The 14,195-nt window shown below is 44.2% G+C and carries 15 protein-coding genes; 13 read left to right on the top strand and 2 right to left on the bottom strand.

The window, feature by feature from the left end; genetic code table 11:
* The first annotated feature begins 16 nt into the window (after window positions 1-16).
* From srmB to AGRI_RS14635, 4 genes are all read left to right on the top strand, one after another.
* Window positions 17-1,237 carry an ATP-dependent RNA helicase SrmB gene (gene srmB, locus AGRI_RS14650; protein WP_008608947.1) on the top strand — a complete coding sequence of 407 codons (1,221 nt, stop codon included), beginning with the start codon at window positions 17-19 and terminating at the stop codon, window positions 1,235-1,237.
* Between the two features lie 151 nt (window positions 1,238-1,388).
* Complete coding sequence (locus AGRI_RS14645) at window positions 1,389-2,447, top strand: S66 peptidase family protein (protein ID WP_237713100.1); 1,059 nt, start codon at window positions 1,389-1,391, stop codon at window positions 2,445-2,447.
* 155 nt (window positions 2,448-2,602) lie between these two features.
* Window positions 2,603-2,785 (top strand): type II toxin-antitoxin system HicA family toxin, encoded by a 183-nt coding sequence (locus AGRI_RS14640; protein ID WP_008985663.1) that lies wholly within the window; start codon window positions 2,603-2,605, stop codon window positions 2,783-2,785.
* Window positions 2,786-2,796: 11 nt separating this feature from the next.
* Complete coding sequence (locus AGRI_RS14635; protein ID WP_008985662.1) at window positions 2,797-3,237, top strand: type II toxin-antitoxin system HicB family antitoxin; 441 nt, start codon at window positions 2,797-2,799, stop codon at window positions 3,235-3,237.
* Here the strand turns inward: AGRI_RS14635 and AGRI_RS14630 are convergent.
* Window positions 3,197-3,712, bottom strand: coding sequence for a GNAT family N-acetyltransferase (locus AGRI_RS14630; protein WP_008985661.1), 516 nt, complete (start codon window positions 3,710-3,712; stop codon window positions 3,197-3,199). The two genes, AGRI_RS14635 and AGRI_RS14630, sit on opposite strands and share 41 nt — an antisense overlap.
* Before the next feature lie 34 nt (window positions 3,713-3,746).
* Complete coding sequence (locus AGRI_RS14625; protein WP_008985660.1) at window positions 3,747-4,205, bottom strand: SRPBCC family protein; 459 nt, start codon at window positions 4,203-4,205, stop codon at window positions 3,747-3,749.
* 745 nt (window positions 4,206-4,950) lie between these two features.
* Here AGRI_RS14625 and AGRI_RS14620 point away from each other — a divergent pair.
* The 9 genes from AGRI_RS14620 (at window position 4,951) to AGRI_RS14585 (ending at window position 14,078) form a co-directional block, all read left to right on the top strand.
* On the top strand, window positions 4,951-6,033 hold the full coding sequence (locus AGRI_RS14620; protein WP_008985659.1) for a hypothetical protein: 1,083 nt from the start codon (window positions 4,951-4,953) through the stop codon (window positions 6,031-6,033).
* A 104-nt stretch (window positions 6,034-6,137) separates the two neighbouring features.
* Window positions 6,138-6,572 (top strand): hypothetical protein, encoded by a 435-nt coding sequence (locus AGRI_RS16625; protein WP_202800804.1) that lies wholly within the window; start codon window positions 6,138-6,140, stop codon window positions 6,570-6,572.
* Window positions 6,573-6,668: 96 nt separating this feature from the next.
* Window positions 6,669-7,874 carry a HEAT repeat domain-containing protein gene (locus tag AGRI_RS14615; protein ID WP_202800803.1) on the top strand — a complete coding sequence of 402 codons (1,206 nt, stop codon included), beginning with the start codon at window positions 6,669-6,671 and terminating at the stop codon, window positions 7,872-7,874.
* Window positions 7,871-9,574 (top strand): hypothetical protein, encoded by a 1,704-nt coding sequence (locus AGRI_RS14610; RefSeq protein WP_008985658.1) that lies wholly within the window; start codon window positions 7,871-7,873, stop codon window positions 9,572-9,574. The genes AGRI_RS14615 and AGRI_RS14610 overlap by 4 nt, the downstream gene beginning before the upstream one ends.
* A 170-nt stretch (window positions 9,575-9,744) precedes the next feature.
* Window positions 9,745-10,629 (top strand): potassium channel family protein, encoded by an 885-nt coding sequence (locus tag AGRI_RS16240; RefSeq protein WP_008985657.1) that lies wholly within the window; start codon window positions 9,745-9,747, stop codon window positions 10,627-10,629.
* A gap of 145 nt (window positions 10,630-10,774) precedes the next feature.
* On the top strand, window positions 10,775-12,613 hold the full coding sequence (locus AGRI_RS14600) for an AAA family ATPase (RefSeq protein WP_008985656.1): 1,839 nt from the start codon (window positions 10,775-10,777) through the stop codon (window positions 12,611-12,613).
* 66 nt (window positions 12,614-12,679) lie between these two features.
* The gene (locus tag AGRI_RS14595; protein WP_008985655.1) at window positions 12,680-13,393 is read left to right on the top strand and encodes a hypothetical protein; all 714 of its coding nucleotides are present in this window, start codon (window positions 12,680-12,682) and stop codon (window positions 13,391-13,393) included.
* 137 nt (window positions 13,394-13,530) lie between these two features.
* Window positions 13,531-13,788: a type II toxin-antitoxin system Phd/YefM family antitoxin gene (locus tag AGRI_RS14590; RefSeq protein ID WP_008985654.1), complete on the top strand. Its 258-nt coding sequence runs from the start codon at window positions 13,531-13,533 to the stop codon at window positions 13,786-13,788.
* Entirely contained in the window at window positions 13,776-14,078 is a 303-nt protein-coding gene (locus AGRI_RS14585) for a type II toxin-antitoxin system RelE/ParE family toxin (RefSeq protein WP_008985653.1), read from the top strand. The genes AGRI_RS14590 and AGRI_RS14585 overlap by 13 nt, the downstream gene beginning before the upstream one ends.
* Window positions 14,079-14,195: the final 117 nt, after the last annotated feature.

Genomic DNA, 14,195 nt, shown 5'->3' with positions numbered 1-14,195 from the left:
AGCTTAAGGAAATAACATGAGTTTTGCCGAGTTCCAACTGGATGACGCCTTAAATCAGGCGCTGGAAAGTGCCGGTTTTGATCAGCCTACCCAAATACAGCAACTGGCGATCCCGCCGGCGCTGGAAGGCCGTGATCTGTTAGCCAGTGCCCCCACCGGTACCGGCAAAACCCTGGCTTTTGTGTTACCGGCGATTCAGTATCTGCTGGATTTCCCGCGCCGCGATCCGGGCTTTGCCCGGGTACTGGTGATGACACCGACCCGCGAGCTGGCGTATCAGGTTTACGATACCTTTAAACAATTCAGCCAGTTCACCACGCTCAATGTCGGTTTGATCACCGGCGGTATCAATTACGGCAGCCATAAAGATACGCTGGAAAAGAACAACGATATTCTGGTTGCCACCCCGGGCCGCTTAATTGAATATCTGGATGCCGAGAGCTTTCAGGCCGATGAAGTAGAACTGCTGATCCTCGATGAAGCTGACCGCATGCTGGATATGGGCTTTATCGGTGAGATGAACCGTATTGTGCTGGAAGCGCGCCGTCGCCGCCAGACATTCCTGTTCTCTGCCACGCTGGAAGGCGCTTCGCTAGAGCGCTTTGCCGAAAAAGCACTCAAAGAGCCGGAGCATGTCGAAGCCAACCCATCGCGCAAAGAAAAAGCCAAAATTTTGCAGTGGTGCCATCTGGCCGATGATGCCAACCATAAGCTGGCGCTGCTAACCCATATTCTGAAGCAGCCCGACGTCAGTAAAGCCATAGTGTTTGTCAAAACCCGCGAGCGCCTGGCAACGCTAACCGGTCAGCTGGAAACCGCCGGTATTAAATGCTGCTGGCTACAGGGCGAAATGCCGCAGGATAAACGCTTGCAGGCGCTGGCACGTTTTACCAATAATCAGGTACGGATTTTGGTGGCTACCGACGTCGCCGCGCGTGGTCTGGATATCGACGATATCAGCCATGTGATTAACTATGATATGCCGCGTAGCGCCGATGTGTATGTGCACCGCATTGGCCGCACCGGCCGCGCCGGTAAAAAAGGTACCGCGATTTCGCTGGTGGAAGCCCATGATATGGCGGTGGTTGGCAAGGTTGAGCGTTATACCGAGCAGCCGTTAAAGCGCCGGGTTATCGACGAGCTGCGACCAAAACATAAAGAAGCCAAGGTCACCAAGAAAAAGAAAAAACCGGGCCGGGTTGCCGCGAAAAAGCTGGCACCGAAAGCCAAAAAGTAAGCTTTGTCACTTGCCATTATTCAGCCCGGCCGCGCTCTGCGCCGGGCTTCCCTTCGAAAAAACGCCTGATTTTCCGCCATAGCTGCTGCATTTATTCCAAAGTTATGCTACCAATAGGAATAAATTATTACTAATAAGCATGGTGCCGCTGATGGACAAACGACAATTTCTAAAACACAGTGCGCTGGCCTTAAGCCTGCTTCCGCTTACCGCCTGCGCTGTACCGGCTGGCGCAGCCACGGCCAGGCCGCAAGCTACTGGCCGCATTCTGCCAAAACCGCTGCGCAGGGGCGATACCGTGGGCTTAATCGCCTCATCGGCTGCCGTCGCCGATCTTGAAGATCTGGTCATCGCGCGCGAAACCCTGCAAGCCCTGGGTTTTAACGTAAAAAGCGGCCGCTTTTATAACGAACGCCGTGGCCATTTAGCCGGCAGAGATGAAGATCGCGCCGCGGATCTGAACGCGATGTTTGCCGATCCGGAGGTTAAAGCCGTGATCTGTGCCCGGGGTGGCTCTGGCGCAGCACGAATTTTACCGCTGCTGGATTATCAGATGATCCGCCGTAATCCTAAGCCACTGCTCGGGTATTCCGATATCACCGCCCTGCATAATGCCTTGCTGGCACAGTGCGGTCTGGTCAGTTTTCATGGCCCGAATGGCATTGGCAGCTGGAATGCCTTTAATGTCGATCAGTTTGAGCGGCTGTTCTTTAACCAAGAGCTGATGCAATACCAGAACGAGCAGGATCTGAAAGGTGAGCTGGTGCAGCGCGAAAACCGTACCCGGGTCATTACCGGCGGCAAAGCACAGGGCCAGCTGATCGGCGGCAATCTGACGGTATTAACGGCACTGGCAGGCACGCCTTACCTGCCGGATTTTCAGGATAAGATTTTATTCCTCGAAGATATTGAAGAGCAGCCATACCGAATCGACCGCATGATGAGCACCTTAAAGCTAATGGGTGCGCTGGATAAAATTAAAGGCTTTATTTTTGGCGACTGTAACCGCTGTACTCCGGGCAACGGCTGGGGCAGTTTAACCTTAGATGAAATCTTTGCGGACTTTATTAAACCGCTTGGTATTCCAGCTTACCGCGGCGCCATGATTGGCCATATTCCAAAGCAGTTTATTGTGCCGGTTGGCGCTATGGCAGAAATGGATGCCGACGCCGGCACCTTCCGCCTGCTGGAGCCGGTGTTTCAGAACTAAGCGCGATAAACTTTTCCTGCCTGATAAAAGCTTAGCCAGAACCTGCTAAGCTTTTTACATTAAAGTTACACTTCGTTTGTTACCCGCCTGCTCTGGTAAGTCTGCTTACCAGAGTGTGTGTATTGGTGTGTGCAAGCTTGCGAAACGGAGCTATAATGAAATCCATAGATCTGATCAGGGAACTGAGAGCTGCAGGCTGCGAACTAAAGCGGCAAGGCAAAGGCAGCCATCAACTGTGGTATTCACCACTTACTGGTAAAACCTTTGTCGTTCCCCATCCCAAAGGTGCCTTACCTATTGGCACATTAAAAGCGATCAGAAAAGCCGCTGGTATATAACGAGGTAAACTATGTATTTTTCGGTGGGTATTGAACAACCAACAGATGATAAAACCGCTTATGGTCTGGTGGTGCCTGCGCTTTGTACCGCCGACTTTAGCTGTATCAGTGCTGCTGACAGCCAGGCAGAAATTGCGCCAGCTGTAACAGAAGCTATCACTATGGCGTTAGAAACTTGGCAGGAGCAAGGATGGGCAATAGGTGATATTCAGGATCTGGGGCCTTTGTACTATCAACAACAAACTGAGTATGCGTTTTGCAATAGTTGGCTATTACTTTACATTGATTTGTCAGCTTATGAAGGTAAACCAAAGCGGATCAATGTCAGTATGCCCGATACGTTAATCAGCCGCATCGACCAGAAAGTTAAAACCTCACCGGAACGCTATCGTGATCGCAGTCACTTTTTGGCTACAGCGGCGCGGCATGAATTGGAGACGGCAAGCAATTAGCCATTCCGTTACAGCACCAGCTCATAATGGTCACTGCCTTGCCCTGATACAGCTCCTGCTTGAGTACCTGCCAGCCCAGGCGTTGATAAAACGCCGCCTGATCTTCGGTAAATAAATACAGTTGCGTCAGTCCCAGCTGCCGGGCTTCTGTCATCACTTGCTGCACCAGCCATTTGCCAAGCCCTTTACCTCTTACCAAGGGTGCGAGATAAATATTGGCCAGCCAGGGTGATAACTCACGATTGGTTTGCATATCGTGCAGTAACAGCGAGGCGGTGCCTACCACCTGATGTTCATACACCACCACCCAACTGATCGGCAATTGCTGCTCATTTAAACTGGCGGCCAGATCGGCGGCAAAGTCGGCTTCGGTTTTTTCCGGAAACAGGGCGCCCCACTCCAGATAATGCCAATGCGCCAGCTCAGGGATCAGCTCAGGCAAATACTTAAGCAGGATCAGATCAGGACTGCTCATAGCATACCGGTATTAATACGCAAAAAAGACAGCGTCATAGCGCTTGGGATGACTCACACAGGGCCTTGAGTTTTTCCAGTGCTTTGGGCCAGGCTTGCTGCATAAAGCTTTCGTACTCCGCAGCCACTTCCTGCTCAACCTGCAGCTCGGTGATGTCGCCATGGCGCAGAAAACGGAAATTTTCGAAGGCTGGCGCCCAGCTTGTTACCTGTTCGCTGTCCAGATCATCACGCCCGGCATACACAAAACCCTGATGGCTGATTGACATAAACTCCAACGGCCGTACCTCGGCGATATGCGCGACCATGCCATTACCGTCGGGATCGAGAAAGCGTATCGTCTCACCTTGCCGCCATTCGCCCTGATAATAAGAGCCTTCGCAAAAAGCCGCCGTCCACTGCCGGTAAGCCTGTGGGTCAAACATCCGTTGCCAGACATGTTCGACTGGTGCCTTTATCACAATACTATGCTGGATGACTTTGACGTTACGCATCGGTTTTTCCTCTTATTATGCAATGCGAAGCCGGCGTTGAGTATGTGCACGCGGCTACGGATCCCGTCCGGAGTTGGTCAGCCAGATAAAAGTAGCACAGTGGCGCCAACTTGGGAATCTTAGCCTGCACTACTACACCTGACTCCGGTATGCTTGTCGTACCGGAGTCACACCTGCGATCTGGAGCAGAAAACCAATGTCGTCGTTTTGCCTGTGCCGCTGTATGGAACACGGATTTGATTTAGGGGAGATGGCCCCAAGCCTCTGCAACAGCCCTCGCTACTGCGCCTGACTCCGGTATGCTTGCCGTACCGGAGTCACATCTGCGAGCTAGAGCAGAAAACCAATGTCGTCGTTTTACCGATGCCGCAGTATGGAACACGGATTTGGTTTAGGGGAGATGGCACCAAGCCTTTGCAACAGCCCTCGCTACTCCACCTGACTCCGGTATGCTTGACGTACCGGAGTCACAATCTGCGATATGGAGTAGAAACATGTTGTAGTCGTAAAAGCGAATGTTGGAGCTGTAAAAATATCCTGTTCTAGGCATAGCCAATGCTCTTAGACGGATTAGTCCGTATTTGCAGCAAATACAAATACCAGCTGTACCTATAACCTATTGTGCGCAATAAAAAACCGATGTAATGTTCCAAACATTAAATTTACAAAAGCGGAAACATCTGTTTTTAAATACGGGGCTTTCCGTCGAATAAGCTAAAGCTCAAAAGCACCAGGAGTTCAAAAATTGAGTACTTATGGACGAGCAATGGTCTCTGAAATAGATGAGGCATTGCGGTTACTGAATCAATACATGATCGAGGGCTATGATGGATCAGATATTAAAAATCTACTATCAAAGATCGCTTCAGCTACAGAGCTATTTCTTAAACGTGATGTGTTCCCTTCGAAAAACAACAGGGATAATTTCTACTCATTTATTGAAGAATTAAAATCGCACGCTATAAGCCAATCTAAAGTCGATTTCATTCACAATCTCAGGCTTGCATATAATGATGCCAAACATGATCCAAATAGTGTCATAAGCATACTCCAGGTTAAGGAGCTACAAGAAAATCTGAAATTGGCTGTTAACGATATTGTAACTCGTTCTATTGGCCGAGTTGGTTCTTCCGTTCGAACGGCTACTACCAGAGTGTTTTGGATTTGCGCATGGGATCATTATACCGGGGGCGAAACAGAGGTTACTGTCTTCCTGCCCAGTGAATATGATGGTTTTCTTGGTGCCCACTCTGTAGATCATGTAAGCATTCATGGATTGAAATGGGATGATTTCAAAGCTGATCTGCCCAATTTCGGAACTGTACATCCTCATGATGGGCTTATACCGGAGGGGCAAGTCAAATTTTGGCTGTCTGAAGGTGATTGTCTAACACCATTTGTGTTCGAAGGTGAATACAGTTCTTTAATCATTTGTTTATCAAAGTATCTCAAAGATGTAAATCTCATCTCAGGTTTGGCGAGAGAAGATGACCCTGTAAATTTACTGCAAACAGCAGTAATGGCCGTGAGCGATGCCTATGCAAATGATCCTAATGCATCAAAAGAACTTCAATGTGCGAGCGCACTTGCTCTAGCAAATAGTCAATATGCAGTGCTGCCAAAATTCAATGACCGTATAGAGCATTACATCAATAAAGTGGTTGATGTAATTGATCAAGTTCCGCTGCAAGTAAAATCCGCTTTAACAGGGCCAATATGGTCCACGAAGGATTCCTATGATTCAAACGAATCAATCTATCGAGATGATTCTATTAGAACGCTCATCGATTCAAAAAATAGAATTGTACTTGGCGTCAGAAAGCTTTAACAATGCGTTGCTGTCGGACAAATTTTCCGCTTCGCTCCAATTGCCCGCTGAGCCGAGCGTTAACTGTCAAGAGTGCCCAGATTATAGTTATAGGAATGAGCGTCGTGGATGAACTCAAAGAAAAACTGTTGAAAGCCAATATGGATGGTAATTTTTTTGAGCTCATCCAAGAAGTTTATTATGAAGACCGAAGAGGTCAAAATCTTCTGCCTAGCCTTTTGGTTGAATTACATAATGAAGGGCCGCTAGATCTTGTAGAGTTATTCGCTAGTCTTAAAAATAAAACTGAAAATTATGATTTTTTCTCAGTTCGACATATTTTTGAAGAGGTTTTACCGAATATTAATGCTCCGGTAAAAGACGTTGCTGATTGCGTAAAGCATCTTACGCTAGAAGCTGGCCAAAATATGGCCGCACATATGCTTTCCCCCTCATTTAAAGAGTTCTGTAAAAAACATACAGATAGAGCAAAAGAGCTATTTTATATCGCTTTAAATAATATTGACAAAGATTTTGACTATTTATCTACTGCTATTTAAGCAGGCGCAAGCAATGATGAATTTCAATACGTTAATCAAGCGATTGAACTACTTGCTCATGAGAGCGATTTAATTATACAAAGATCCATTTTTGCATTGGGTAGAATTAATTACCAAGAAAAAATTCTATTAAAGCCAGTTGCAATAGCCATCAAAAAATCATCCGCGTCTTCGCCAACGGATGTTATTTTAGCGGAATCAATTAGAGCGTTGTTTAACATTACTTCTCAATCTGATGATTTAGAGAGCTTGTTCTTAGATTTTCTAAAAACGCATTCAGACCACTTAGATTATCGATATATTCATGCTGCTTCAGAAATATTACTTTATGACGAGAAGAAAGTAAGCAACAATATTGAACCTGAGTTGTTGAATATTTGCAGCCATACCAAACCAGAAAACCAAGGAACCATTAAAAATATTGATTACGCTCTGGGGAGAATATTAAAAAGAAACAGATTTGATGATTGCGTTGTTTTTCTGGAAAAATTATTTGAATTAAGTAGATACAAGCTATCTATAAGGCATTTCAATAGTTTTGTTCGGGAGCTGCATAATCACAGAGATACTCATCTATCCTCATTAATTACACGATGGTTATTGTCAAAAAAAGTAAAGCTAGGAAAATATGCTTCTGATCTTCTTCGGGATTCAGATAAATGTATTTCTATTGGTTTTGACTATTCATACGTAACTAAAGAAAAAAAAGGCGTACACCTATTTTTAGCAAGAAAAGCTTGTGGATGGTTCTTTAATCAGCCTAAAACAGCTATTAGTTTAATTGAGTCCTTGATCCTTGATGCTCCTAATGATGAATTAAAGGATATTCAGCAGCTCATTTTTCACCCGCTTTGTGTGAGTTACCCTGGAAGTATTCGTAACCACTTGGAAACAATGAACGAGTCAAAAGAAGAAAGATGCAAACAGATAGCATCTGATGTTTTGTCTGAATACGAAAAATATCAAGCATCAGTGAAAGTGGCTCTAAAAATAAATGAATTGAGCCCCAGTGAGCAGGATAGACATACGTACTGGAGGCATCACAATAAGTTAATGAACGAGTCTATGAAGAAGGCCAGAAAAAAATCACTTTTTACTTCTTTATTTGGTGGGAATGAATCCGTATTACTCTATGGAAATAAGTCGATTCACTATATACATCATGGTGAACAAAAGACACGCCAGGAAGTCTCTCTTAGTGAAATTAGTACATCATTTGAATTTGCATCAATGCTTAACCTCGACCCGCACGGACTAGAAAATATGATCTGGCAGTTCAGAGCTGAGGGTTGTACGTCATGAAATTAGTGATTAGACAATACTTAGCATCCTTGAAAGAACGAGGTGAATTAGATGCCTTATTGCCCGACTTACTGTCGCAAATGGGGTTGGAAGTATTTTTAAAACCTGGCGTCGGCAGCAGACAGTTCGGAGTAGATGTTGCAGCTTTTGGTAAACTGACTAGCGAATCTGAAAGCACTGTTTACTTATTCTCAGTAAAGTCTGGGGATTTGGACAGAAAGGATTGGGATAGCGGTAATCCACAGGATTTGCGTCCTTCTATCAATGAAATAATCGATGTATTTATTCCTACTCGAATTCCAGCAGAATACAAAGATAAACCTGTTGAGATTTGTTTATGCTTTGGTGGTGAAGTTAAAGAAGAGGTAAGATCTAACGTAAGTATGTTTTTAGGTAAATTAAAAACAGATGAATTAAGCTTCTCTGAATGGAATGGCGACAGGCTTGCTGATTTAGTGGAGCAGCACATGCTTCGAGAGGAACTGTTACCCGATAATTGTCGCAGTCTACTTCGCAAGTCACTGGCGATGATTGACGAGCCCGAAGTATCATTTAAACACTTTAGACAGCTTGCCATTAGCCTCACTTGCACTGATGACAAAAAACCAAAAGACGTTTTAACAGGTATTCGCCAATTATATTTATGTCTTTGGATATTATACTCATGGTGTAGAGATGGGGATAATCTAGAGAGCGCATTCCTATCAGCTGAATTTACAATGCTAAATACTTGGGAAGCTGCGAAATTTGCTTTCGGCAAAAAAAATAATGTAGCAGTTTCTACACTGATAACTTTGGATTCAATTCTTAGGCTAAATCTGCAAGTATCAAATCAATATATTGAAGAAAGAATCATACCTCATTGCAATAATTTTTATGCTATATCACATGCTGTAAAACCGTCTTGTGCCGCAGATGTAAACTTAAAGTTATTTGATGTTCTAGGTCGGCTAGCCCTTACAGGTTGCTGGTCTTATTGGTATTTAGGCCAAGTTAGTGATGAAAATGTAGAGGCTGGCATATTTTTTTCAGAAGCAGTAACTAAATATCAAGACAGCATCAAGCAGTTAATCGTAAACAACCCTATTTTGTTTACACCATACAAGGATGAACAAGCAATAGATTTAGTATTAGCCGTTTGGTTCCTTTCTCTTGATCACAAACATTGGAATGATATCAACTCTTGGTTGAGCAATATGTCACGGGAGATATATCAAATGTTTAAGTTCAGCGATAAATACCCGACAACCATAAGAAGCTACGCCGAATTAATAGAGCACCCCCTTGATAAAACTGAAGATTATAAGAAAAGCGTAACTAAAGGCTCAATATTATACCCCTATATATCTGCTTTTTCAGCGATTATGGGATTTCCGGAGCCATATGAGATGGTTAAAAAAATTAAAGAAGAGTTTCTATCACACTGTAATTTTCAAGTATATTTTCTTGATGATTCTTCTGAAAATCATTTTTACCGATTCGATAAAATGCATGGTGCAACATTATCTAATGTTTGCGTGACTGAAGCGCCAGATGAATTGATTCAGCAGTTGGTTAGTGAGTGTGATCAGTCAGATAAAATTTATGATATGACTGCTTTCAGATATTCTTTTTGGCCGATTATCTTAACTGGCTGTAGGCATTACAGGCTACCCGTTCCAATGCATTTTATAATTGATATTTTCAAACAAAAAAAATAGCATGAAGCTGCAAGTGGTAGAGAGGCTGAAGAATCTTAAGCATTCAAGCCTTTTTAAAACATACAGTTAATAATCGGCTGTTATCGCCCCTAGGGCCTGGGACGGCCTTTCCGCCGCTTCGCGGCTACAAAACCGCCCTTAAGCCTGGCGTTAAGTCACAAAGGAGAGTTATGCGATTTGTTTCAATATCTATTAAGGCGCTATTCTGTTCCTACGTGGCTTGCATACTCGTCTTTGCCATTTTTTATTACTTCCTACCGCACGGACAATTAAATAAGGATCTAACTCCTGTTAATGCTCTATATTTCAGTGTAGTGACGATAACTACACTCGGATATGGGGACATTATTCCTACATCATCAGTTGCTCAGATTGCGATATCTTTTCAGGCTCTCTTTGGGATAACAATTCTGGGGCTTTTTATCAATGCGATTTGGACAGGCCACGCAAGGAAGATAGAAAGTAAAACTAAAGAAGCATTGAAACAACAGTCAATACTAACAAATGACAGAAAATTAAAATCATACGGAACCACCCTTTCTTGGATTTTCAGTAATTTGGAGAATTCATTCTTTGAAGTAACAACTCCAGCAACAATGAGAGAAGGAAAGCATTGGAAGTTTGATGAGAAGTATAGAGAGAAAGATCTATCGGGAATGTTTGACATATCACTTAAGTATCGAAATGGCTTTAATACATCCATAGAGTGTTTTTATGCCAATGAAGATGCCTTCGTAACTGAACTGAAGTTTCTATTATCCAATTTTGAGTTGGACCATCATCCAGAATTGCAAAAAGACATTATTACCTACATAGGGCATTATCACTCAGACCAATCGCGGGGAGCCCTGTTACTTTATGCACAAGGGGGACACGAAGGGAAAGGAGCTATGATTATGAAAGCTGCTTTTGCAAACCATGAGGACGGTGAACATTTCAAAGAAGGCTTTACGAAATCTGAACTACATCCTGCTTTGATTTTTTCTCTTACCTTAAACACAAAGTATAACCTCGTGGTTGGTATTGATAGTGCTTTGCAGAAAATATGTGTTTAGGCGACTTAACAAAGCAAGTCACGGCGGCGTATTTTCCGTTGCGGCTTCGCCTTCACTACAAAGCCGCGCGTGCTGGCGGCGTTAGACGTCATTGGTAAGTTATTTGCACAATCATGCGCACACATCTTAAAGCCAAGAGGAAAAAATGAAACTGCACTCCGTAGAAATCAAGAATTTTAGAAAACTAAAGAACTGCAAGATTATTTTCAAAGATGCGACATTCCTGATTGGCTCCAACAATGCAGGTAAATCTAGCGTCTTTGCAGCGCTCAATAATCTCCACAAAAATACAAATGTATCTCGGGAGGATTACTCTAAGACATTCATCCCGGAAGACGAATCCTATAAATATGCAGAAGAAATTGAAATAATTGCCGAGTACCGCAATATTCCGGAAGATGCCAACAATTGGATTGGATTTCGTGGGCGGATAACCAAGAAAGCACCACCAACCCCTGGCGATACTGGCTACGCGATTACTTACAAAAAAATTTGGTCAATAAGCCAAACCAAACCCAAAGTCTACTTGCTTGAGCATGAAAGAACTCGCAGTGAGAAGTACGCGAATGCCAAAAAGATTAATGACCTCAAAGGGGATGACTTCACCGAGGAGTTTTTAAAAGAACACTTCGAAGAGCAAGATCTGGAGAAATCCTTAACTACGGCCGCAGCGAAGCAAAAAATTCTAGACTTGCCTCAACTTTGGGACATAAAGACAGACGAAGATGCGACTTGGGTTGAAAACCCTGGTGGAATACCAGGCAATGTCCTTTCCAAGCTCCCGCGAGTAGTAGTTATACCCGCAGAATCTTGCGTTTCGGAGCTAACCAGTAATAATGGAGCCCTCTATTCCCTGCTTACGGAACTGTTCGACCAAGTAAGGAAAAAATCAAACAACTACGAGCAGGCGCAAAAACTCCTTAACGAACTAGCCAAAGAACTAAATCCCAGCGATGGAAATACAGATTTTGGAAGACTTATCCAGGATCTAAACGGAATGACTCACAACTTATTCCCGGAATCATCCATCCACGTTAGTGCATCATTAGATCAACCTGAAAAATCCATTAAGCCACTATTCAATGTGGAAATGGAAAGCAACGTCAAGACTGCGGTGCCCTATCAGGGCCACGGAATGATCAGAGCTACCGCATTCCAGCTCTTGAGATTTACCAATGATTTTGTAAACAAAAACTCCGATGTGCCTCGAACAACAATTTTTTGTTTCGAAGAGCCGGAAATATACCTTCACCCTGCGGCCGCGAATCAAATGAGAGATGCGCTCTATGACCTAGCCGGGACTGGTTGCCAGATTGTGGCCACAACACATTCACCATTCATGGTGAATCTTGGAACAGAGCAGAGCATTAGCCTCACAAAATTCACCTCCGACGAGGATGAATTCTCAAAGACGCACTCTTTCAACTTGGAGAAAGCATTCGAGAGTCTTCAAAAAGATGAGCGCCAAAACCTGAAAATGCTACTCAAGGTAGACGACTACATCTCTAGAATGTTCTTTGCAAAGAAATGCATTTTCGTCGAGGGAGACACCGAAGAGGTTGTAATTAGAGAGACCATTAAAAGATTATCGAAGGAAGATAAAGCCAGAGTAGTTGGCAACTGCGAGTTTCTCCGAGCAAGAGGCAAGGCCGTATTGATATCCATAGCAAAATACTTAAATGCGCTTGATATAAATTACATACTCATGCATGACCGCGACAAAGGAACTGAGAAAGCTGAGGCGATGAATGAGCCAATACGCTTGCAGACAGGTGATGAGCGAAGAATCATGATTGAGGAGTGTATTGAAGATATCCTTGGATATCCTGCACCACAAAAAGAAAAACCATACAAGGCTCACGAGCACATTCAAGCAAACTGGGGAGGTAATTTTGATTTGCTGCCAGAAGCATGGAAGTCGGTCTTTCTCAAGCTCTGCTCACCACATCTAGATCATTTAAAGCAAGAGCAAAATAAAGCGTGACGTCTAACTGTCGGTTCAACGCGGACGCCGGTTAACCTAGGCGTAGTCAACGAGAGCAATTTGTCTATGGCGGATGATTTAAAACAAGACAAAACAGACGCTTTGGTCGCAACAGTCAAATCTGTTTTGGGTACTGTGCCTTTTGCCGGACCACTGCTTTCCGAATTAGTTGGTAACTTAATACCAAATCAGAGAGTAGATAGATTAACAAATTACGTTAAAGAGCTTGAGGCTCGGCTTTCCCGTATAGATCGCGAAAAAATCGACAACGCCTTGAGAAGTGAAGAAGGAATTGATCTATTTGAAGAAGGCTTTGTTCAAGCATCTCGATCATTAACAGATGAGCGTAGAAAGTATGTTGCCAACGTTGTAGCTAATGGGGTGGATGACGAGACAATTGAATATTCAGAGTCAAAATACATCTTGAAGTTACTTCAAGAGCTGAACGAACAAGAGATTATTTGGCTAAGGTTCTTCATGGTTCCGACAATTGGTGGCGACGAAGAGTTTAGGGGAAAACATAGAAATATCCTTGAGCCAGTGCCTGCGCATCTCGGGTCGGATGAGCGCACAATAGAGAAGGCCTCTCTACAAGATAGCTATAAAGGACATCTGGAGCACATTGGCCTTATTAGGCCTCATTACCGTATGGATAGGAATACCGGTATGCCAGAATTCGACAAGTTTTCCGGGAAGCCATCCGTATCGTATAGAGATTTGACGCCAATTGGGCGAATGATACTCAAGCAAATTGGTTTTACCGATTATAATAATGGCTAACAATACCATAAACTCGGACCGCAAAAAGCGCCGCTTTGCTCTGCTTTTTGCGTCCGGTTATGGCTGGCATTAGCTGGGATTGCCCACTCGAAAAGTGATACTATAGTATCACTTTTCACTTAGCATAGGTTGAAATTATGAAAGTCGAGTTAGTTACGAATCTAAAGCGCCAAGCTACCAAGATTCTGGCAGATCTGCACCTGTCGAAAGAGCCCGTATTGATTACGGAGCATGGTCAGCCATCTGCATACCTTGTTGATGTGCAGGATTATGAATTTATGCAGCGTCGGCTTGAGCTGCTTGAGGGACTTTCTCGGGGTGAGCGTGCGGTACTTGAAGGAAGAACGCTTAGCCAAAGTGAGGCCAAACAGAAAATGAGTAAATGGCTGAAATAATCTGGACAGAGCCAGCACTCCAGGAACTGGATGCGATTGCTGAGTATATTGCGTTGGACAATCCTGCCGCCGCAAGCAATCTGGTAAAGGCTATTTTCGACAAGATAGAACGTTTGGCGAGTTTCCCCAAATCCGGGCGGATTCCTCCTGAGCTACCAGATTCGGTATACAGGGAGATAGTGGTTCCACCTTGTCGCATTTTTTATCGTGAGGATGAGCAGCGGGTTTTTGTGCTCTTTGTCATGCGAGAGGAACGACAGCTTCGTGCATTTATGCTGGAACACAGCTAACAATCAGCGCCATTCGTGGCCTGCGGTACTAGCGGCGCTCAAAATCTAGCCACTACATCAACTAAAGCTCCAATCCCAATATCGCAGGATGGACTCCGGTACGACAAGCGTACCGGA

It is taken from the genome of Alishewanella agri BL06 (assembly GCF_000272005.1).
GTDB lineage: Bacteria > Pseudomonadota > Gammaproteobacteria > Enterobacterales > Alteromonadaceae > Alishewanella > Alishewanella agri.
Note: the sequence above shows the minus strand (reverse complement) of the source record. Positions and strands in the feature narration are given on the sequence as shown.

Coding starts and splice junctions, on each gene's coding strand:
- AGRI_RS14635 (WP_008985662.1), top strand. CDS start 2,797: ATGTATTTTTCGGTGGGTATTGAACAACCAACAGATGATAAAACCGCT.
- AGRI_RS14595 (WP_008985655.1), top strand. CDS start 12,680: ATGGCGGATGATTTAAAACAAGACAAAACAGACGCTTTGGTCGCAACA.
- AGRI_RS14590 (WP_008985654.1), top strand. CDS start 13,531: ATGAAAGTCGAGTTAGTTACGAATCTAAAGCGCCAAGCTACCAAGATT.
- srmB (WP_008608947.1), top strand. CDS start 17: ATGAGTTTTGCCGAGTTCCAACTGGATGACGCCTTAAATCAGGCGCTG.
- AGRI_RS14640 (WP_008985663.1), top strand. CDS start 2,603: ATGAAATCCATAGATCTGATCAGGGAACTGAGAGCTGCAGGCTGCGAA.
- AGRI_RS16240 (WP_008985657.1), top strand. CDS start 9,745: ATGCGATTTGTTTCAATATCTATTAAGGCGCTATTCTGTTCCTACGTG.
- AGRI_RS14585 (WP_008985653.1), top strand. CDS start 13,776: ATGGCTGAAATAATCTGGACAGAGCCAGCACTCCAGGAACTGGATGCG.
- AGRI_RS14610 (WP_008985658.1), top strand. CDS start 7,871: ATGAAATTAGTGATTAGACAATACTTAGCATCCTTGAAAGAACGAGGT.
- AGRI_RS14600 (WP_008985656.1), top strand. CDS start 10,775: ATGAAACTGCACTCCGTAGAAATCAAGAATTTTAGAAAACTAAAGAAC.
- AGRI_RS14630 (WP_008985661.1), bottom strand. CDS start 3,712: ATGAGCAGTCCTGATCTGATCCTGCTTAAGTATTTGCCTGAGCTGATC.
- AGRI_RS14625 (WP_008985660.1), bottom strand. CDS start 4,205: ATGCGTAACGTCAAAGTCATCCAGCATAGTATTGTGATAAAGGCACCA.
- AGRI_RS14645 (WP_237713100.1), top strand. CDS start 1,389: ATGGACAAACGACAATTTCTAAAACACAGTGCGCTGGCCTTAAGCCTG.